Genomic DNA, 15,937 nt, shown 5'->3' with positions numbered 1-15,937 from the left:
CAACCCGAAATCACCCGGCCGGTGAATAATCCGGGCTAAGCCCGGTTTCGCGAAGGCATTGCGGCCGCCGCTCCCGAACCGGAGCGGCGGCCGCTTGCGTTTGGGGCTGCCGGATGCCGGTTCCGGTCAATTCTCGGCCACGGCCTTCAGATAGGCGGCAAAGCGCGGATCAAGATCGAGCGCCGGCAGGGCATCGATGATGGCGAGGCCGCCGACATTGCTGTTGGTGAGGATCACGCCGCCCTCCCGCGTGTCGGGCGACCAATAGGCAAAGGTGAATTCGCCGCGATCATTGCCCGTGTGCATCAGGAACCGCGTGCCGGCAAAATCCAGCACCTGCCAGCCCAGGCCAAAGCCGGCGCGCGCCGGGCAGGTGGCCGGTGCGCGCTGGTTGCACATCTGGCGGGTTTGATCGGCGTGGACGGTGGCGCGTTGGCTGGCGAGGTCAGGGGTCACCGCCTCGCTGCGGATCAGGCTTGCCAGGAAGGCGGCATAATCGGCGGCCGTGGTATAGAGATCATCGGATGCCGTCGGCTGGGCGGCGATCACCGGCGGCAGCGGCGCGCCATCATGGCTGGGGGCGGCGATGCGGCCGGCAAACCAGGCCTGGCCGGTGTGGCTGGTGCTCGCCATGGCCAGCGGCGCGAAGATCAGCCGGCCCGCCAGCGCATCCAGCCCTTCCCCGGTTTTCGCCTGCAGATAGCGGCCCACATATTCATAGCCTTCGCCCGAATAGCCATAGCCGGTGCCGGGGGCGAAGCGAAAGCGCAGCTGCCCGCCAGTCTGGCGCCGCCAATTGGCAAAGCCGGTCTGGTGCGACAGCGCCAGCCGCGCCGTCAGCCGGTTGCGCCATTCATGATCCTTGATGTCGGGATCCAGCCAGTGCGCCGCCATGGCCTCGTCAAGGTCGATCCGCCCGGTGCTGGCCAGGCGCAGCGCAACTTCGGCGGTGATGGGTTTGGTGAGGGAGGCAACATTGAACAGGCTGTTGGGCGTGGCCGGCTGGCCGCCGCCCTGTGCACCCCAGGCCGCCACCACGTCGATGCGGCCATCGCGAATCAGGGCGAGCGACAGCGCCGGCACCTTGTGGCGGGCCAAGGCCGCCGGCACCACGCCATCCAGCTGTTGCCGGATCGCCGCCGGGTCACGCTGCGCGGCCAGGCCTGGGGCCGGCAGCATCGACAACAGCAGAACAGCAGCAAGACGCGCCATGGCCGGGCCTCCAGTGTATTATTGGAGCAATACAATAGGTCAGGGTGGTGGCTGCCACAAATGGGCGGCTTGGCGACGGCGCATTCCCGGCATAGGCTGTGCGCCATTGTTGGGAGGAATGACATGGCCAGCCACGCCAAGACCGCCGAATGGGATGCCCGCGATGCCAGCGCCATGCGCGCCGTGCTGGAGGCGCAGCGCGCCAGCTTCACCGCCGAACTGCCGGTATCGGCCGCCGCCCGCCGCGACCGGCTGAACCGCGCGCTGGATGTGGTGCTCACCCACAAGGATCGGCTGGTGGCGGCCCTGTCAGAGGATTTCGGCCATCGTTCCAACGAGATGAGCCTGGTGACCGACATCATGTCGAGCGTGAAGCCGGTGAAGCATGCGCTGAAGCATCTGGACCAGTGGATGAAGCCGGAAAAGCGCCGCCTCGATTTCCCACTCGGCCTGCTGGGCGCCAGGGCGCGGGTGGAATGGCAGCCCAAGGGCGTGGTGGGCATCATCAGCCCGTGGAATTTCCCGATCAACCTGACCTGGGCGCCGCTGGCCGGCGTGCTGGCCGCCGGCAACCGGGCGATGATCAAGCCTTCGGAATACACGCCCGTGACCAGCGCGCTGATGAAGGAAATATTGGAAGCCGCCTTTGACCCGACCGAAATTGCCGTGATCACCGGTGGGACGGAGGTGGGCCGGGCCTTCACCGAACTGCCGTTCGATCACATCATCTTCACCGGTGCGACCAGCGTGGCGCGGCACGTGATGGCGGCGGCGGCGAAGAATCTGGTGCCGCTGACGCTGGAACTGGGCGGCAAGTCACCCACCATCATCAGCCGCTCGGCCGATGTGGCCCAGGCCACGGAGCGGGTGGCAATGGGCAAGCTGATGAACGCCGGGCAGATCTGTCTGGCGCCCGATTATCTGCTGGTGCCCGAAGAGAAGGAGGGCGAGATTGTCGAAGGCTTGAAGGCCGCGACCGCCCGGCTTTATCCCACCATGCTGGCCAATCCGGATTACACCAGCGTGCTTGGCGCCCGCCACCGCGAGCGGCTGGAAGCCCATGTCGCCGATGCCCGCGCCAAGGGGGCGCAGGTGGAGGTGGTGAACCCGGCCAATGAGGATTTTTCGAAGCAGAACACCAACAAGATGCCGCTGCACATCATCCGCGGCGCCACCGACGAGATGACGGTGATGCAGGAGGAAATCTTTGGCCCGCTGCTGCCGGTGCGCACCTACAAGGCGGTGGACGGCGCCATCGACGAAATCAACCGCCGCGACCGACCGCTGGGCCTTTATTGGTTCGGACAGGACGAGCTGGAACAGCGCCGCGTGCTCGACCGCACGATTTCGGGCGGCGTGACGGTGAACGACGTGATCTTCCATGTCTCGGCCGAGGAACTGCCCTTTGGCGGCATCGGCCCGGCCGGCATGGGCAATTATCATGGCCACGATGGCTTCAAGCAGTTCAGCCACCCCAAGGCCGTCTATACCCAGCCGAAGATCGATCTGGCTGGCCTGGCCGGGTTCAAGCCGCCCTATGGCGAGAAGACGGCCAAGGCGCTGGCGCGTGAACTGAAGAAGTGATCGAGCGGGCAGCCTGGGCAGTGCTGGCGCTGATCCATGCGCTGCCCGCGCTGGCCCTGTTCAACCCCGGCCTCATCAGCCGGCTTTATGGCGTTGCGCCCGGTGATGGGGCGTTCCTGCTGCTGCACCACCGCGCCGCCCTGTTCCTGGGCGTGCTGATCCTGTGCCTGTGGGCGGCGGCCGTGCCGGGGGTGCGGCAGGCGGCCAGCGTGGTGGTGGCCGTATCGATGCTGTCCTTCCTGTGGCTGTGGCAGGGCGCTGGCCGACCGGCGGCGCTGAACAGCATTGCCTTCGCCGATCTGATTGGCCTGCCGGCGCTGGCCTGAGTGATGTGGCGGGCCTGGGGAATGGGGGCGGCATGAACCGCCACGGCCAGTGCCTGTGCGGCGCCGTCCGTGTGGTGCTGGCGGCCGAGCCGGCCATGGTCAACATGTGCCATTGCGCCGATTGCCAGCGGCGCAGCGGCTCGCCGTTCGGCATGGCGGTGTGGCTGGCCGAAAGCGACGTGGCGATCAGCGGCGAGACGCGGGCGTTTGACCATGCCAGCGACAAGGGCCGGGCGCTGACCAACCGCTTCTGCCCGCGCTGTGGCAGCACCATCTGCTACACCGCCGCGATCAACCCCGGCCTGATCGCCATCCCCGCCGGCCTGTTCGCCGATCCCGACACGCCGCCGCCGCTGCGCAGCGTGTTCGAGGAACGGCGGCACAAATGGGTGGCGGTGCCCGATGGCACCGTGCGTCTGCCGCGCGGGCGGGATGGTTAGGCTGGCGGCTGCGTGGCGATGAAAGCTGGCGTGGCCAGCAGCCGGTCAGCCAGCGCCACCAGCGCCGGGTTGTGGCTGCGCCAGTCGAGATCGGGGAAACGGAACGACAGATAGTCCACCGCAACTGCGCAGCAGATGTCACCGAGGCCGCTGCCGCCCACGCGGGTGTTCATCACGCTGAGCGCGCGTTCGATCGCGCGATATTGCCGGTCCACCCACGGGCCGCTGGTGATGCCCTGGGCCATGTTGAACCTGAGGATGATCGCGGCATCGAGCACGCCATCGGCCAGCGCCTCGGTGGTGCGGGCGTGCCAATGGGCGGGGCCCGATGTTGCCATCAGCTGCTGCCCCGGCACACTGGCCAACAGGAAGGCCGCGATCACCGGCGAATCGATGATGGCGCTGCCATCTTCCAGCACCAGCGCCGGCACCTTGCCGAGCGGGTTGGCGGCCAGCAGGGCGGCCGGATCGGTCATCGGCGTGGTGTCCTCCACCGGCAGCGTGATGCCCAGTTCATGGGCGATCACCCGCAATTTGCGGGCATAGGGGGAGGTGGCAGAGGCGAGCAGCTTCACGGGGTCACCTTCAATTGTTCAACCAGGAACGCCTCCACCTGCGGCCACACCGGGCTGCCGGGTGCGATCACCTCGAAATGGCCGGTGCCGCCGAGGATCAGGGCGCTCGCCTTGTCCTTGCCTTTGCGGGCTTCGGTTACCCATTTTGCCGTGGCGGTGGGGGAAAGGAACAGGCTGGCCGACACCAGGGCCGATTTCACCCCCAGCGGCAGCTGCGCCTGCGGGCTGCCTTCGGCCCAGCGCTTCGGCTGTTCGGCCGGGCTGCCGCCAAACATCGCCTTGCCGGCCGGCACGCCGCAGCCTTTCTCGAACGTCTCGATCTCGGCACCGGGGTCGCCCGGCCCGTCGATCGCGACCACCGCGCCGATCTTCAGCGGATCGGGCGAGGCGATTTCACTGTCCTTGGGCAATTTGTGGCGGCTGGCCACCCACAGGGCCGCGTGCGCTCCGGCGCTGTGGCCGGTGACGGCAACGCGGGCAAGATCAAGCGGATAGCGTTTGGCCAGTTCGCGCAAATGGTCGGTGGCGGCAGCCCAATCCCGGAAGGTGCCGGGCCAGCCAGCACCCGCATCGCCCGAATATTTGCCATCCGGCGCGGTTTCGCCGGCCTGGCGATATTCGATGTTCCAGGTGGCAAAGCCCTTTTCGGTCAGGCGGCTGGCCAGCGCGGCGGTGTTCTGTTTGGTGGCAAAGCCTTTCCACCAACAGCCGCCGTGGATGACGATCACCACCGGATGCGGCCCCGGTCCGGCCGGCAGGCGCAGTTCGCCCACCTGTGCCGGCGCAGTGCCATAGGCTTCAACCAGCACCGGTTTCGATGCGGGCAGGGCATCGACATCGGCCGGGCGCATCCGCTGCGCCAGCGCCGGGCTGGCGAGCAGGGCGGCGATGAGCAGTGCACGCTTCACTTCAGCAACTCCGTCGCGGCGGCCAGCCGGTCCGCATAGTCCGTGAGCGCCTTGGCGGCGACGCCGGCTTCGCGCACCGCATCGTCAAAGCGCCGCTCCTCCACGGCCTCGCGCACGCCGGGCAGGGTCTTCGAACCATAGCCGGTGAAGCGGCCCGGCGCGTAGAGGATGTTGCGGAACCACGGCCGGAACGGCAGACCGGCGGGGCTGAGCAAGCTCTGCTCGATGCCCTGGATCTGCCTGTTGAGTGCGGCCGCCTGTGCCGGCGTGAGGCTGGCCGCCTTGGCCGCCATGGCGGCATCAAAGGCCTTGGCCGCGCCATCCAGCCGGGTGATGGCGGCATCCAGCGCCGACAGATCGAGCGCCGGGGTCGCCGGTTTGGCCAGCGGCGGGCCCAGCGGATCGCGCGGATCGCTGCCCAGCTTGTAGATGTCGGCCGTCAGCCCCTCGCGCCGCTGGTCCTCACGGCGACGGCTGTCGATCAGCGCCTTGATCTCGCCCAGATAGGCCCGGGCCGATCCCGCCACCGGGCCAAAGCGGACCGGCAGCACATCGGCATCGGCCAGTCGCATCACCAGCCGCCCCGCCACCTTGGACAGCGCCGCGCCATAGGCCAGGCCCGGATCGTCCCAGCGCACGAAATGATCATAGCTGTCATAGATGCTGTGATAGCTGCCGGCGCTTTCGCCCTCCCCGCCAAAGCCGATGTTGATCGATGAGACACCGGCATGGTGGATGAAGGCAGTATAATCGCTTCCCGATCCCAGCGCGTCCATCGGCTGGTCGCCGCCCAGTTCGGCCGCCGCCAGCGCCGCCGGGTTGCCGCGCAGGCCATCAAAGGCCTTGGCCCGCACGCCGGCGCGCCAGCGTTCCGCCACGCTGGCGCCGGTGGCCGGATCCTTCACGTTGGCCGCGACCTGGCCGATCAGGCTGGTGAACTGTGCACTGCCATCGGCGCCCAGGAAGCCACGGCCGTTGGAATCGCTGTTGATATAGATCACCGCCTTCTGGCGCAGCTCGGGCAGGTTGTGCTCCACCCATTCGGTCGAGCCGAGCAGGCCCGGCTCCTCGCCATCCCAGCTGGCATAGACAATGCTGCGCTTGGGCCGCCAGCCGGATTTCCACAGCGCACCCAAGGCCTTGGCTTCCGACAGCATGGCCACCTCGCCCGACAGCGGATCAGAGGCGCCAAACACCCAGCCGTCATAATGGTTGCCGCGCACCACCCATTCGTCCTTCTTCGACGAACCGGGCAGGGAGGCGATGACGTTGGAAATGGTCTTCAGCGACCATTCGGATTCGACCTTCAGATGCACCTGCACATCGTCACTGCCGCCAAAGCGATAATGGAAGGGCAGGCCCCCGCGCCAATCGGCCGGCACTGGCGCGCCCTTCAGGCGGGAGAGGATCTCGGTCGCATCGGCATAGGAAATCGGCAGGGTGGGGATTTTCAGCACGGTCGGCGCGGTTTCGCGCGTCAGCCGCTTGGCGTCCTTGGTGGCGGCGACGCCGGGGGTGAGCGGATCGCCGGGATAGGTCGTCATGTCGACCACGCTGCCGCGTTGCACGCCGGCCGGCGGGCGGCCGCCGCCATTGGGATAGGTGTCGGCCGCGCCATAGCCATCCTGCTGCGGATCGGAATAGATGAGGCAGCCGATGGCGCCCTGTTCCTGCGCCAGTTTCGGCTTCAGGCCGCGCCAGCCGCCGCCATAGCGGGCAATGACGATCTTGCCCTTCACCGAAATGCCGCGCCGGGCCAGCGCCTCATAATCGCCCGGCAGGCCATAGTTCACATAGACGACGGGCGCCGTCACATCGCCATCGCCCTGATAGGCGACATAGGGCGGCAGCGCGCCGGCCAGAGTGTTGGAGGTGGCGTCGTCCTTGATGCCGGGTTCCTGCCCGCCCAAGGCCTTCTTCACCGGGCCGACCAGTTCGAGCGCGGTGGACACCGGCGTCGGATAGAGCACCTGATAATCGGCGCGCTTCACCTGCCAGCCCCAATCGCGGAACAGCTTCTCGATCATGGCTGCATTGGCCTGGTTGTGCGGGCTGGCGACATGGTTGGGACCGCTGCTCAACGACTTCAACCAGGCCATCTGGTCGGCGCTCGACACCTGGGCATCAAAGGCCGCCTCTTGGGCAGCCGGCTGGGCAGCGGCAGCGGTGGTGGCCAGCAGCGCGGCCAGAATCAGTCTTTTCATTTCAACCCCCTTGTTGTGGCCCAAGACTAGCCGGTGACGCCGCCGTTTGAAAACGCTATGCCGTGCCGCATGCCCGGTCCCCTCTCTGATATATTGGTCATCGACCTGTCGCGGGTGCTGGCTGGCCCCTATGCCACCATGGTGCTGGCTGATCTGGGCGCGCGGGTGATCAAGGTGGAGCGCCCCGACGGCGGCGATGATGCCCGCGCTTATGGCCCGTTCATCAAGGGGCAGAGCGCCTATTTCGCCAGCATCAACCGCGGCAAGCAATCGATCGCGCTCGATCTGAAGGCCCCGGCCGACCGGGCGGTGTTCGAGGCACTGCTGGAACGCGCCGATGTGCTGGTGGACAATTATCGCCCCGGCGTGATGGCGCGGCTGGGTTATGGCTGGGATGTGCTGCACGCGCGCTATCCGCGGCTGATCCATGCCGCCACCAGCGGTTTCGGCCAGACCGGGCCGGATTCGCAAAAGGCCGCTTACGACATGGTGGTCCAGGCGATGGGCGGCATCATGAGCGTGACCGGCCATGCGGGCGGGCCGCCCACCCGGGTGGGCACCAGCGTGGGGGATATCACCGCCGGCCTGTTCACCGTGATCGGCATCACATCGGCCCTGCACGATCGCGCCAAGACCGGCAAAGGCCAGTTTGTGGATGTCGCCATGCTGGATGGCCAGATTGCCATCCTCGAAAATGCCATCGCCCGCTATGCCGCCACCGGCCAATCGCCGGGGCCGCTGGGCGCCCGCCACCCCAGCATCACGCCTTTTGCCGCCTATCAATGTGCGGATGCGCCCATCGTGATCGCCGCCGGCAATGATCAGCTGTTTGCCGCGCTGTGCGGCGCGTTGGGGCTGCCAACCGATGACCCCCGCTTTGCCAGCAACGATGCCCGCACCAGCAATGCCGATGCGCTGGCCGGCGTGATCGAGGCGGTGCTGACCACCGGCCCCGCCGCGCACTGGCTGGCGGCGCTGGATGAAGCCGGGGTGCCGTGCGGGCCGTTGAACAATATCGGCCAGGCCCTGGCCAACCCCCAGGTGCGCGCCCGCAACATGGTGGTGGAAACCGCGCTGCCGGATGGCACGCCGCTGATCGCCGCCGGCAATCCGGTGAAATTGTCTGGCCATCCAGACAGCGCCCACCGCCCGCCGGCCCCGGCGCTGGATGGCGACCGGGCGGCGATCCTGAAGGAGCTGGGCCTGAAGGAACCGAAGCTGTGACGGATCTTGAACTGGCCCAGATGCTGGCCGATGCCGCTGGCGCTGCCATCCGGCCCTGGTTCCGCCGGCCGTTCCTGGTGGAAACGAAAGAAGATTTTTCCCCTGTCACCATCGCCGACCGCGAGGCGGAGGCCGCCATTCGTCGGCTGCTGTCGCAATATCGCCCGAACGATGGCGTGATCGGCGAGGAATATGGCGATGACCGGCCCGATGCGGAGCGGGTGTGGGTGCTCGACCCCATCGATGGCACCCGCGCCTTCGTCACCGGCCGGCCGCTGTTCGGCACGCTGATCGGCCTGATGCAGGGCGGCCAGCCGGTGCTGGGCGTGATTGATCAGTGCATCATCAAGGATCGCTGGATCGCCGGGCCGGATCAGCCCACCCTGTTCAACGGCCAGCGCTGCCATGTCCGCCACGGCCTGGCGCTGGCCGAAGCCCGGCTGGGCACCACCAGCCCGCAGGCGTTCGACGCCGCCGATTTCGCCCGCTTCGAACAGGTGCGCACCGCCGCGCGCGACACGCTTTATGGCGGGGATTGCCATAATTATGGCCTGGTCGCCGCCGGGCATCTGGATGCGGTGATCGAATCCGGCCTGAAAATCCATGATTGGGCCGCCCTGGTGCCGGTGATCCAGGGCGCCGGCGGGGTGATGACCGACTGGCAGGGCCAACAGCTCGGCATGGCCAGCGTTGGCCAGGTGATCGCGGCGGGCGATGCGGAACTGGCCGCCGAAATCGCTATGGCCCTTCGTTAGGCCAATCGCCAGCCGCGGCCCAGCCATCGGCCAGCGTGATCATCTGCAGGATCAACGGCACCAGTTGGTGTGCCCGTGCCGTCAGCGCATAGCCATCGGGTTGCAGCGCCACCAGATCATGGCCGCGCAGCAGCTTCAGGCGATCATTCAGCACCGCCGGCGAAATCGCCGTGCACGCCGCCTGCAGGGCGCGGAAGCTGAGCGGGCCGGCGCGCAATTCCCACAGGATGCGCAGCACCCAGCGCTGGCCCAGCACATCCAGCAGCCGCATGATCGGCCGGCCACTGTCTGAGCCCCGCACTGCCATGAATCCACTCCGCTTGACGCTATGAAAAACATAGCGCATGGTTGCTATGGGAATCATAGCAAGAGCGCCCGTCATGTCCAACCATCTGCAACCGCTGCCGCCGCCCTGGCCCGAGGATGTGAGCGCGCTGCTCGCCGCCTATCCCAAGGCCAATGGCGAGATCCTGTCGCTGTTCCGCACCTTTGCCAACAGCGCGCGATTCCTGCGCAAGGGCGTGCCCAACCTGCTCGATCGTGACAGCCCGTTGCCGCTGCGCATCCGCGAGCTGGTGATCCTGCGGGTGACGGCCTTGCGCGGCTGCGATTATGAATGGGGTGTCCACGCCGCCATCTTTGCCCGTGCCGCCGGGCTGGACGAAGCCCAGCTGGCCGCCACCCGCGCCATGCCGCTTGATGCCACTGCCTGGGACCCGGTGGAGGCCAATCTGCTGCTGACGATTGGCGAGCTGTGCAGCACCGGCCGCCTTGCCCCCGCAACCCAGGCCGGGTTCGAAGCGCACTGGAGCTGCGCGCAGCAACTGGAAATCTGTGCGCTGGCCGGCGCCTATCAAACCGTCAACTTCGTCGCCAATCTGGCGGGCCTGCCGGCCGAGGCCTTTTCGTACCCCGCCCCTTAAGCGCGCCGGCTGCGCCGCCGTTTCCTTCCTCACAAGGAAAGGGCAGCAATGGCCGGCCGTTTTGAAACTCTGATCCGATCCAACCAGGTGCGCGTCGCGGTGGCCACCAGCATGGCGGCGCTGGGGCTGTGGGCCTTTGCCCCCTATGTCACCACCGAAGTGGGCGGCGAGGCGTTCGTCAACGCCCCGATCATCCGCATGGCCTCCCCGATCCCCGGCATCGTCGCCACCGATCTGCCGCCGCCGGGCAGCGCCATCACCACCAGCCGCACCGCCCGGCTGGTGACGGCGCGCCTCATCGACACCGGGCCGCTGGCCGCCCTCAAGGGGCAGCAGGCCGCCCTGATCAGCGTGCGGGATCTGGCCCTGCGCCAGATTGCCGAACTCACCAGCGCCAGCGCCCGCGCCGCCAGCCGCTCCGCCCGCTTTGGCCAGGCGGCCAGCGCGCGCCTTGCGGCCACCACCCGCGCCGCGCACGAGGCGCTGGCCGCCTGCGAGGCCGAAGCCGCCGAGGCCGTGTTGCAACGCGACCGCATCGAGGCGCTGGCCGCCCAGCGCTTTGCCACCTTCACCCAGCGCGACCGGCTGCGCGCCCAGGCGCTGGCCAGCGCCCGCCGCTGCGCCGCGCTGAAGGATCAGGCCATGGCGCTCGCCATCGAAACCCGCGCGGCGGGCCATGGCCTCTATCTGGCCGGGGCGGCAATGGACGCGCCTTATGGCGACCAGCAGCGCGACCGGCTGCTGCTGCGCCGCCAGGAACTGGAAAGCGTGGTTGCCGATGCCGAGGCCCGTTTGGCCGAGCTGGCCCGGCAAATCGCGGCGGAGGAGGAGCGGCTGGCCCGCGCCAGCGCCTTTGATGCCCGGCTGCCGGCTGGCACCGTCGTCTGGTCGCAACCGGCACCCAGGGGCACCACGGTGGCGCCCGGTTCCAACCTGCTTGAACTGGCCGATTGCAACCGCCGCTATGTCGAGGTGGCACTGCCGGAGCGGCGGATGGAGGCGATCCTGCCGGGCAGCCCGGCGAAGGTGCGGCTGATCGGCAGCGACGAGTGGCTGGCCGGCCGGGTCGCCTCCATCGCCGAGGCCGCGGCGCAGCGCGATGGTGCCATGCTGGCCGCCAACCCCGACAAGGAGGCGCGGGCGCTTTCGGTGCAGATCAGCCTGCCGCCGCCGGCCAGCCTCGCCCGCCGCTGCGATGTCGGCCGCCTGGCCGAGGTGCGCTTCCCGCGCTGGAAGTGATGATCCCGCCGCTGGACACCGCGCCGGCGCTGTTGGTCGCCGCGCCGCTGCTGCTGTGCGTTGCCGGCCTGTTGCTGGCGCCGCTGGCCGGGCTGGAGCGGCCGGCCACCCGCATCGGCATTGTGGCGGTGGTGGCGCTGGTGGTCGGCGCCTATCTCCACTGGCGCTTCACCGTCACAATCCCCTGGGATGCCGGCTGGGCAGCCCTGGGCTTTGCCTTGTTCTGCCTGGCGGTCGAACTGTTCGGCCTGTTCGATGCCGCCATCCTGTTTGCCGGCCTGATGCGCCGCACCAACCGCAGTGCGGAGGCCGACGCCGGCGCCGCCCGGCTGGCGGCACGCCCGCGCGCCGACTGGCCGGCGGTGGACCTGATCATCGCCACCTACAACGAACCGATCGAGGTGCTGGAAAAGACCATCCTCGGCGCGTTGGCGCTGGATTGGCCCAATCTCAATGTCTGGGTGGCCGATGATGGCCGCCGCGCCTGGCTGCGCGACCTGTGTGCCGCCAAGGGCGCCGGCTATATCACCCGGCCCGACAATCTTCATGCCAAGGCCGGCAACATCAACCACGCGCTCAAGGTGACGCGCGCGCCGTTCGTCGCGGTGTTCGACGCCGATTTCGTGCCCCAGCGCGGGTTTCTGAAACGCACCATGGGCTTTTTCGACGATCCGGCCATCGGCATCGTCCAGGTGCCGCACAGCTTCTACAACCATGATCCGCTGCAGCAGAATCTCGCCCTGCGCGACGCACTGCCCGATGATCAGCGCTTTTTCTTCGAAGCCATCATGCCCGGCCGCGACGGTTGGAATGCCGCCTTCTGCTGCGGTTCCAACAGCATCTCCCGCAGAGCCGCGCTCGACGCCATTGGCGGCGGCCTGCCGGCGGGATCGATCACCGAAGACATGCTGCTCAGCCTCGCGCTGCTGCAGAAAGGCTATGTCACCCGCTATCTCAATGAGCCGCTGGCCTTTGGTCTGGCTCCCGAAAGCCTGGATGCCTTTTTCGTGCAGCGGGCGCGCTGGGCGCAGGGGGCGATGCAGATATTGTTCCTGAAATCGGGCCCGCTCGGCCCCGGCCATGCGCTGCGCCACCGCCTCTTCTTCCTGCCCACGGCGTGGCTCAGCCAAGCGCTGATGATGCTGACCTCGATCATCTCGCCGCTGGTCTTCCTGTTTTTCGACATTCCCCCCCTGGTCGGCGTCACCGCCGAAAGCGCCATCTTCTTCCTGGTGCCGATGGTGGTGGCGCAGGTGGGCGGCATCGTGCTGCTGGGCGGCGGCCGCTATTTCCCCATCGCGGCGCAGGTGCTCGGCACCTTCCAGAGCTTCCGCCTGCTGCCGGTGATCCTGAAAACGCTGATCAAGCCGCACGGCCACGCCTTCAAGGTGACCCCCAAGGGCAGCGATGCGGCCGGCGGCGGCTATCAACGCGGGATTTTCCTTGCCGCCACCGGGTTGATGCTGGCGACGCTTGCCGGCCTTGTCATCAACGCCATCCCGGAAACCCGCATTGTCGCCCAGGGCGCGCTGGTGCCGATGGTGGCCTTCTGGGGGCTGGTCAATATCGTCGTGCTGTTCCTCGCCGCCATGCTCTGCCTCGGCCGCCCGGCGCTTAGGGCCGAGGAGCGGTTTGCGCTGGATGATCAGGTGGCGATCTGGCGCCGCGATGCCCGCCACGCCACGCTGGCACGCGGGCTCGACATTTCGGTGTCGGGCATCGCGCTGGCCGGCGACGGGCTGGTGAAGGGCGAACCGGTGCGCGTGCGCCTGCGCGGCATCGGCAGCATCGATGGCGTGGTGGCGCGCTGCCACGGCGGGCGCATCGGCATCGCCTTTGCCGCCGAGGACAGCCCGGCGCGCGACCGGCTGATCGTGTCGTTGTTCACCAATGGCATGAACAGCGCCGTGTCCCACGTGCCGTTGTGGCAGGCCACCCGCGCCATGCTCACCCGCATCGTCACGGCCGACATGCGGCTGCCGCAAGGCGCCGCCGGCCAGGCGCCCGAACGGGCAGCCCTGTGCGATGACCGCTTGCCCAAGCAGACCCATGTGCTGGCCCCGGCGGCGGCAAACGCACAAGCGGCATCGTCGCAGCCCATCCGCCGGGCCGGTTGACCACTGGCGCTGCGGCCGCCGCCTGCTATGGCAGGGGCATGTTCCGGCCCCTGTTCCGGCCCTTGTGGCTCCTGCTCGGCTTCACCAGCCTGGCGCTGGGCATTGCCGGCATCGTGCTGCCGCTGCTGCCCACCACGCCGTTCGTGCTGCTGGCGGCCTGGGCCTTTGCCAATGGCTCCCCGCGCCTGCACGCCTGGCTGCTGGCCAACCGCAGCTTCGGGCCACTCATCCGCAATTGGGAAGAACATGGTGCCATCAGCCCGCGCGCAAAGGCCTTTGCCATCGTGTCGATGGCCGGGGTGTTCGCCGCCAGCTGGATCATGGGTGCGCCGGAACGGGTGATCATCATCCAGGCCGTGATCCTTCCGGCCACCAGCCTCTTCATCCTCACCCGCCCCAGTGGGCCGAAACCGCCGGCGGCTTGAACCGTCAGCCCTGCCAGTCGGCCCGCACATAGCCCTGGGCGCGCAGCAGCACGGTCAGATCGCCGTGGCGCACATGGGCCTGGGCCGCGGCCGCCGCCTTGGGCTTGGCGTGATAGGCGATGCCCAGCCCGCCGCCGACACAAGCGGCCGTGATCATCGGAATGTCGTTGGCGCCATCGCCCACCGCCACCACCGCGTTCAGGGGCGTGCCATCGGCTTCCAGCAGCGCCTGCTTGGCGGCGGCATCCACGATTGGATCAGCGACCGTGCCGGCCAGCCGGTCACCATCCCGGTCCAGCCGGTTGGCGATGGCGCGGGCAAAGCCGATCTGCTGGGCAACCGGCACGGCAAAATCCATGAACCCGCCCGACACCAGCAGGGAACGCGCGCCATTGGCCGCCATCGTCTGCACCAAGGTGCGCGCGCCGGGATTGAGCCGCACCCGGTCGCGCAGACAATCGGCGAGCGTCGCCACGGCCAAGCCCTTCAGCAACGCCACGCGCGCCTTCAACGCGCCGGCAAAATCCAGTTCACCGCGCATCGCCGCCTCGGTCACGGCGGCAACCTCGGCCTTCACCCCGGCATAATCGGCCAGTTCGTCGATGCATTCGCAGGCGATCATGGTTGAATCCATGTCGGCCACGATCAACCGCTTGCGCCGCGGGCTGCCGCCGGCCTGCACCACCACATCCACCGCTGGCAGCGCCGCTTCCAGCGCGGCCCGCACGGCTGGCCCGTCGCCGCGCGCCAATATGTCAAAGGCGTCGCCGGCCTCCAGCCAGCTTTGCGCCACCACCTCGGCCCCGATGCCGCGCACGACATCGCTTGCCGCAGAGACATCGCCGGGCGACAAGGCGCCTTCGGCAACCAGAGTGATGATGAGCGCGTCTGCCATGAACCTCGACCTCAACCGGGTCACCGTCCTGACAGGGCCGACCGCCGGCGGCAAGTCTGCTCTGGCGCTGGAACTGGCGGTCCGCGTGGGCGGCGTGATCATCAATGCCGATGCCAGCCAGCTTTATGCCGATCTTGCCATTGTCACCGCCCGGCCTGGCGCCGATGATCTCGCCGCCGCGCCGCACCGGCTGTATGGCGTGCTGGCCGGCGATGATGTCTGCTCGGCCGCGCGCTGGGCCGACATGGCACAGGCCGAAATTGCCGCGGCGCGTGCCCAGGGCCGGCACCCGATCATTGTTGGCGGCACCGGCCTGTATCTGACCGCGCTGGTGCACGGGCTGGCGCCGGTGCCGGCCATCGATGAAGATGTGCGCCGCGCCGTGCGTGCCCTGGAAACGGCCGATGCCCGCGCCGCGCTGGAACGCGAAGACCCCGCCGCTGCCGCCCGGCTGATGCCGGCCGACCGGCAGCGCACGCTGCGCGCGCTGGAGGTGGTGCGTTCCACCGGCCGCCCACTGGCCGATTGGCAGCAGCAACGCGAGGGCGGGCTGGGCACCGATGCCGTGCAGGGCCTGGTGGTGGATCGGCCGCGTGCCGAGCTGCATGCCCGCGCGCAAGCCCGGCTGGTCGCCATGGTGGCAGCCGGCGCTCTGGCGGAGGTGGCGGCCTTTGTCGCGCTGGGTCTGCCCGGCGATGCCCCGGTGATGAAGGCGCTGGCCGTGCCGCAACTGGCCGCACATCTGGCCGGCCAATGCAGCCTTGATCAGGCGCTGGCTGAAGCGCTGGCCGCGACCCGGCAATATCAGAAGCGCCAGCAGACCTGGGCGCGGAACCAGTGCCCCGATTGGGCGCGCGTGGCCCCGGCCTGATCGGCGGGAACAAGCATAACGGCAGGGTGTCGGTCAGCTTTACACTCTGCTGTGAATTTCATGGTTAACGCCTTGAAAACATATTTGTCAGGCGGCGTCTGGCGGGGCGCTGTTAATTAACCTTAACGCAACCAATTGGTCATTTTTGAGCGCCGGAATCGCACCAATCCTGTGCCGGCAAAGAAACGCGCAATATACGATTAAGGTTCGGCGGGTGCGGCTGGGCCGTCGCTAGGGGC

16 protein-coding genes are annotated in these 15,937 nt (G+C 68.2%); 10 read left to right on the top strand and 6 right to left on the bottom strand.

Annotated features, from left to right (window positions below; translation table 11 throughout):
• Positions 1 to 126 precede the first annotated feature (126 nt).
• Positions 127 to 1,212, bottom strand: a complete 1,086-nt coding sequence (locus CHU93_RS04480) for a serine hydrolase domain-containing protein (protein ID WP_094472947.1) — start codon at positions 1,210 to 1,212, stop codon at positions 127 to 129.
• Positions 1,213 to 1,335: 123 nt separating this feature from the next.
• Here CHU93_RS04480 and CHU93_RS04475 point away from each other — a divergent pair, with 123 nt between their 5' ends.
• The 3 genes from CHU93_RS04475 to CHU93_RS04465 are packed head-to-tail and all read left to right on the top strand — an operon-like array spanning position 1,336 to position 3,562.
• The gene (locus tag CHU93_RS04475; RefSeq protein WP_094472946.1) at positions 1,336 to 2,796 is read left to right on the top strand and encodes a coniferyl aldehyde dehydrogenase; all 1,461 of its coding nucleotides are present in this window, start codon (positions 1,336 to 1,338) and stop codon (positions 2,794 to 2,796) included.
• Positions 2,793 to 3,122, top strand: a complete 330-nt coding sequence (locus CHU93_RS04470) for a hypothetical protein (RefSeq protein WP_094472945.1) — start codon at positions 2,793 to 2,795, stop codon at positions 3,120 to 3,122. Before CHU93_RS04475 ends, CHU93_RS04470 begins: the two co-directional genes overlap by 4 nt.
• A 32-nt stretch (positions 3,123 to 3,154) precedes the next feature.
• Complete coding sequence (locus CHU93_RS04465) at positions 3,155 to 3,562, top strand: GFA family protein (RefSeq protein WP_133064316.1); 408 nt, start codon at positions 3,155 to 3,157, stop codon at positions 3,560 to 3,562.
• On the opposite strand, the gene CHU93_RS04460 is transcribed toward CHU93_RS04465, so the two are convergent.
• Genes CHU93_RS04460 through CHU93_RS04450 form a run of 3 tightly spaced genes read right to left on the bottom strand, consistent with a single transcriptional unit; the run spans position 3,559 to position 7,249 of the window.
• A complete protein-coding gene (locus CHU93_RS04460) occupies positions 3,559 to 4,137 on the bottom strand; it encodes a glutathione S-transferase N-terminal domain-containing protein (RefSeq protein ID WP_165768602.1) in 579 nt (192 codons plus the stop codon). The genes CHU93_RS04465 and CHU93_RS04460 overlap by 4 nt on opposite strands.
• Positions 4,134 to 5,045: an alpha/beta hydrolase gene (locus tag CHU93_RS04455; RefSeq protein WP_094472942.1), complete on the bottom strand. Its 912-nt coding sequence runs from the start codon at positions 5,043 to 5,045 to the stop codon at positions 4,134 to 4,136. Before CHU93_RS04455 ends, CHU93_RS04460 begins: the two co-directional genes overlap by 4 nt.
• Positions 5,042 to 7,249, bottom strand: a complete 2,208-nt coding sequence (locus tag CHU93_RS04450; RefSeq protein WP_094472955.1) for a transferrin receptor-like dimerization domain-containing protein — start codon at positions 7,247 to 7,249, stop codon at positions 5,042 to 5,044. Before CHU93_RS04450 ends, CHU93_RS04455 begins: the two co-directional genes overlap by 4 nt.
• Positions 7,250 to 7,318: 69 nt before the next feature.
• Here CHU93_RS04450 and CHU93_RS04445 point away from each other — a divergent pair, with 69 nt between their 5' ends.
• Together CHU93_RS04445 and CHU93_RS04440 are read left to right on the top strand one after the other, a co-directional pair.
• On the top strand, positions 7,319 to 8,473 hold the full coding sequence (locus tag CHU93_RS04445) for a CaiB/BaiF CoA transferase family protein (RefSeq protein ID WP_094472954.1): 1,155 nt from the start codon (positions 7,319 to 7,321) through the stop codon (positions 8,471 to 8,473).
• Between the two features lie 20 nt (positions 8,474 to 8,493).
• The gene (locus CHU93_RS04440) at positions 8,494 to 9,228 is read left to right on the top strand and encodes an inositol monophosphatase family protein (RefSeq protein ID WP_094472953.1); all 735 of its coding nucleotides are present in this window, start codon (positions 8,494 to 8,496) and stop codon (positions 9,226 to 9,228) included.
• Here CHU93_RS04440 and CHU93_RS04435 read toward each other — a convergent pair.
• Positions 9,212 to 9,535 carry a winged helix-turn-helix transcriptional regulator gene (locus tag CHU93_RS04435; RefSeq protein ID WP_094472952.1) on the bottom strand — a complete coding sequence of 108 codons (324 nt, stop codon included), beginning with the start codon at positions 9,533 to 9,535 and terminating at the stop codon, positions 9,212 to 9,214. The two genes, CHU93_RS04440 and CHU93_RS04435, sit on opposite strands and share 17 nt — an antisense overlap.
• Positions 9,536 to 9,608: 73 nt before the next feature.
• Between CHU93_RS04435 and CHU93_RS04430 the strand changes: the two genes are divergently transcribed.
• The 4 genes from CHU93_RS04430 to CHU93_RS04415 are packed head-to-tail and all read left to right on the top strand — an operon-like array spanning position 9,609 to position 13,932.
• Positions 9,609 to 10,151 carry a carboxymuconolactone decarboxylase family protein gene (locus tag CHU93_RS04430; protein ID WP_165768601.1) on the top strand — a complete coding sequence of 181 codons (543 nt, stop codon included), beginning with the start codon at positions 9,609 to 9,611 and terminating at the stop codon, positions 10,149 to 10,151.
• Between the two features lie 48 nt (positions 10,152 to 10,199).
• Positions 10,200 to 11,390 (top strand): HlyD family secretion protein, encoded by a 1,191-nt coding sequence (locus CHU93_RS04425; protein ID WP_094472940.1) that lies wholly within the window; start codon positions 10,200 to 10,202, stop codon positions 11,388 to 11,390.
• Positions 11,390 to 13,507 carry a glycosyltransferase gene (locus CHU93_RS04420; RefSeq protein WP_094472939.1) on the top strand — a complete coding sequence of 706 codons (2,118 nt, stop codon included), beginning with the start codon at positions 11,390 to 11,392 and terminating at the stop codon, positions 13,505 to 13,507. The genes CHU93_RS04425 and CHU93_RS04420 overlap by 1 nt, the downstream gene beginning before the upstream one ends.
• Positions 13,508 to 13,545: 38 nt before the next feature.
• Entirely contained in the window at positions 13,546 to 13,932 is a 387-nt protein-coding gene (locus CHU93_RS04415) for a YbaN family protein (protein ID WP_165768600.1), read from the top strand.
• A 4-nt stretch (positions 13,933 to 13,936) separates the two neighbouring features.
• Here the strand turns inward: CHU93_RS04415 and serB are convergent, their stop codons facing one another.
• Positions 13,937 to 14,827 (bottom strand): phosphoserine phosphatase SerB, encoded by an 891-nt coding sequence (serB, locus tag CHU93_RS04410; RefSeq protein WP_094472950.1) that lies wholly within the window; start codon positions 14,825 to 14,827, stop codon positions 13,937 to 13,939.
• On the opposite strand from serB, the gene miaA reads away from it, so the two are divergent.
• On the top strand, positions 14,808 to 15,698 hold the full coding sequence (gene miaA / locus CHU93_RS04405) for a tRNA (adenosine(37)-N6)-dimethylallyltransferase MiaA (RefSeq protein ID WP_423825892.1): 891 nt from the start codon (positions 14,808 to 14,810) through the stop codon (positions 15,696 to 15,698). The genes serB and miaA overlap by 20 nt on opposite strands.
• Positions 15,699 to 15,937: the final 239 nt, after the last annotated feature.

This window comes from Sandarakinorhabdus cyanobacteriorum, from assembly GCF_002251755.1.
Classification (GTDB): Bacteria; Pseudomonadota; Alphaproteobacteria; order Sphingomonadales; family Sphingomonadaceae; genus Sandarakinorhabdus; species Sandarakinorhabdus cyanobacteriorum.
This window is presented reverse-complemented; position numbering and strand designations above follow the sequence as displayed.

Excerpts from the sequence above, each read along its gene's own strand:
- CHU93_RS04450 (WP_094472955.1), bottom strand. The coding sequence starts at position 7,249 with ATGAAAAGACTGATTCTGGCCGCGCTGCTGGCCACCACCGCTGCCGCT.
- CHU93_RS04445 (WP_094472954.1), top strand. The coding sequence starts at position 7,319 with ATGCCCGGTCCCCTCTCTGATATATTGGTCATCGACCTGTCGCGGGTG.
- CHU93_RS04480 (WP_094472947.1), bottom strand. The coding sequence starts at position 1,212 with ATGGCGCGTCTTGCTGCTGTTCTGCTGTTGTCGATGCTGCCGGCCCCA.
- serB (WP_094472950.1), bottom strand. The coding sequence starts at position 14,827 with ATGGCAGACGCGCTCATCATCACTCTGGTTGCCGAAGGCGCCTTGTCG.
- CHU93_RS04420 (WP_094472939.1), top strand. The coding sequence starts at position 11,390 with ATGATCCCGCCGCTGGACACCGCGCCGGCGCTGTTGGTCGCCGCGCCG.
- CHU93_RS04465 (WP_133064316.1), top strand. The coding sequence starts at position 3,155 with ATGAACCGCCACGGCCAGTGCCTGTGCGGCGCCGTCCGTGTGGTGCTG.
- CHU93_RS04435 (WP_094472952.1), bottom strand. The coding sequence starts at position 9,535 with ATGGCAGTGCGGGGCTCAGACAGTGGCCGGCCGATCATGCGGCTGCTG.
- CHU93_RS04425 (WP_094472940.1), top strand. The coding sequence starts at position 10,200 with ATGGCCGGCCGTTTTGAAACTCTGATCCGATCCAACCAGGTGCGCGTC.
- CHU93_RS04440 (WP_094472953.1), top strand. The coding sequence starts at position 8,494 with ATGCTGGCCGATGCCGCTGGCGCTGCCATCCGGCCCTGGTTCCGCCGG.
- CHU93_RS04475 (WP_094472946.1), top strand. The coding sequence starts at position 1,336 with ATGGCCAGCCACGCCAAGACCGCCGAATGGGATGCCCGCGATGCCAGC.
- CHU93_RS04430 (WP_165768601.1), top strand. The coding sequence starts at position 9,609 with ATGTCCAACCATCTGCAACCGCTGCCGCCGCCCTGGCCCGAGGATGTG.
- miaA (WP_423825892.1), top strand. The coding sequence starts at position 14,808 with ATGATGAGCGCGTCTGCCATGAACCTCGACCTCAACCGGGTCACCGTC.
- CHU93_RS04415 (WP_165768600.1), top strand. The coding sequence starts at position 13,546 with ATGTTCCGGCCCCTGTTCCGGCCCTTGTGGCTCCTGCTCGGCTTCACC.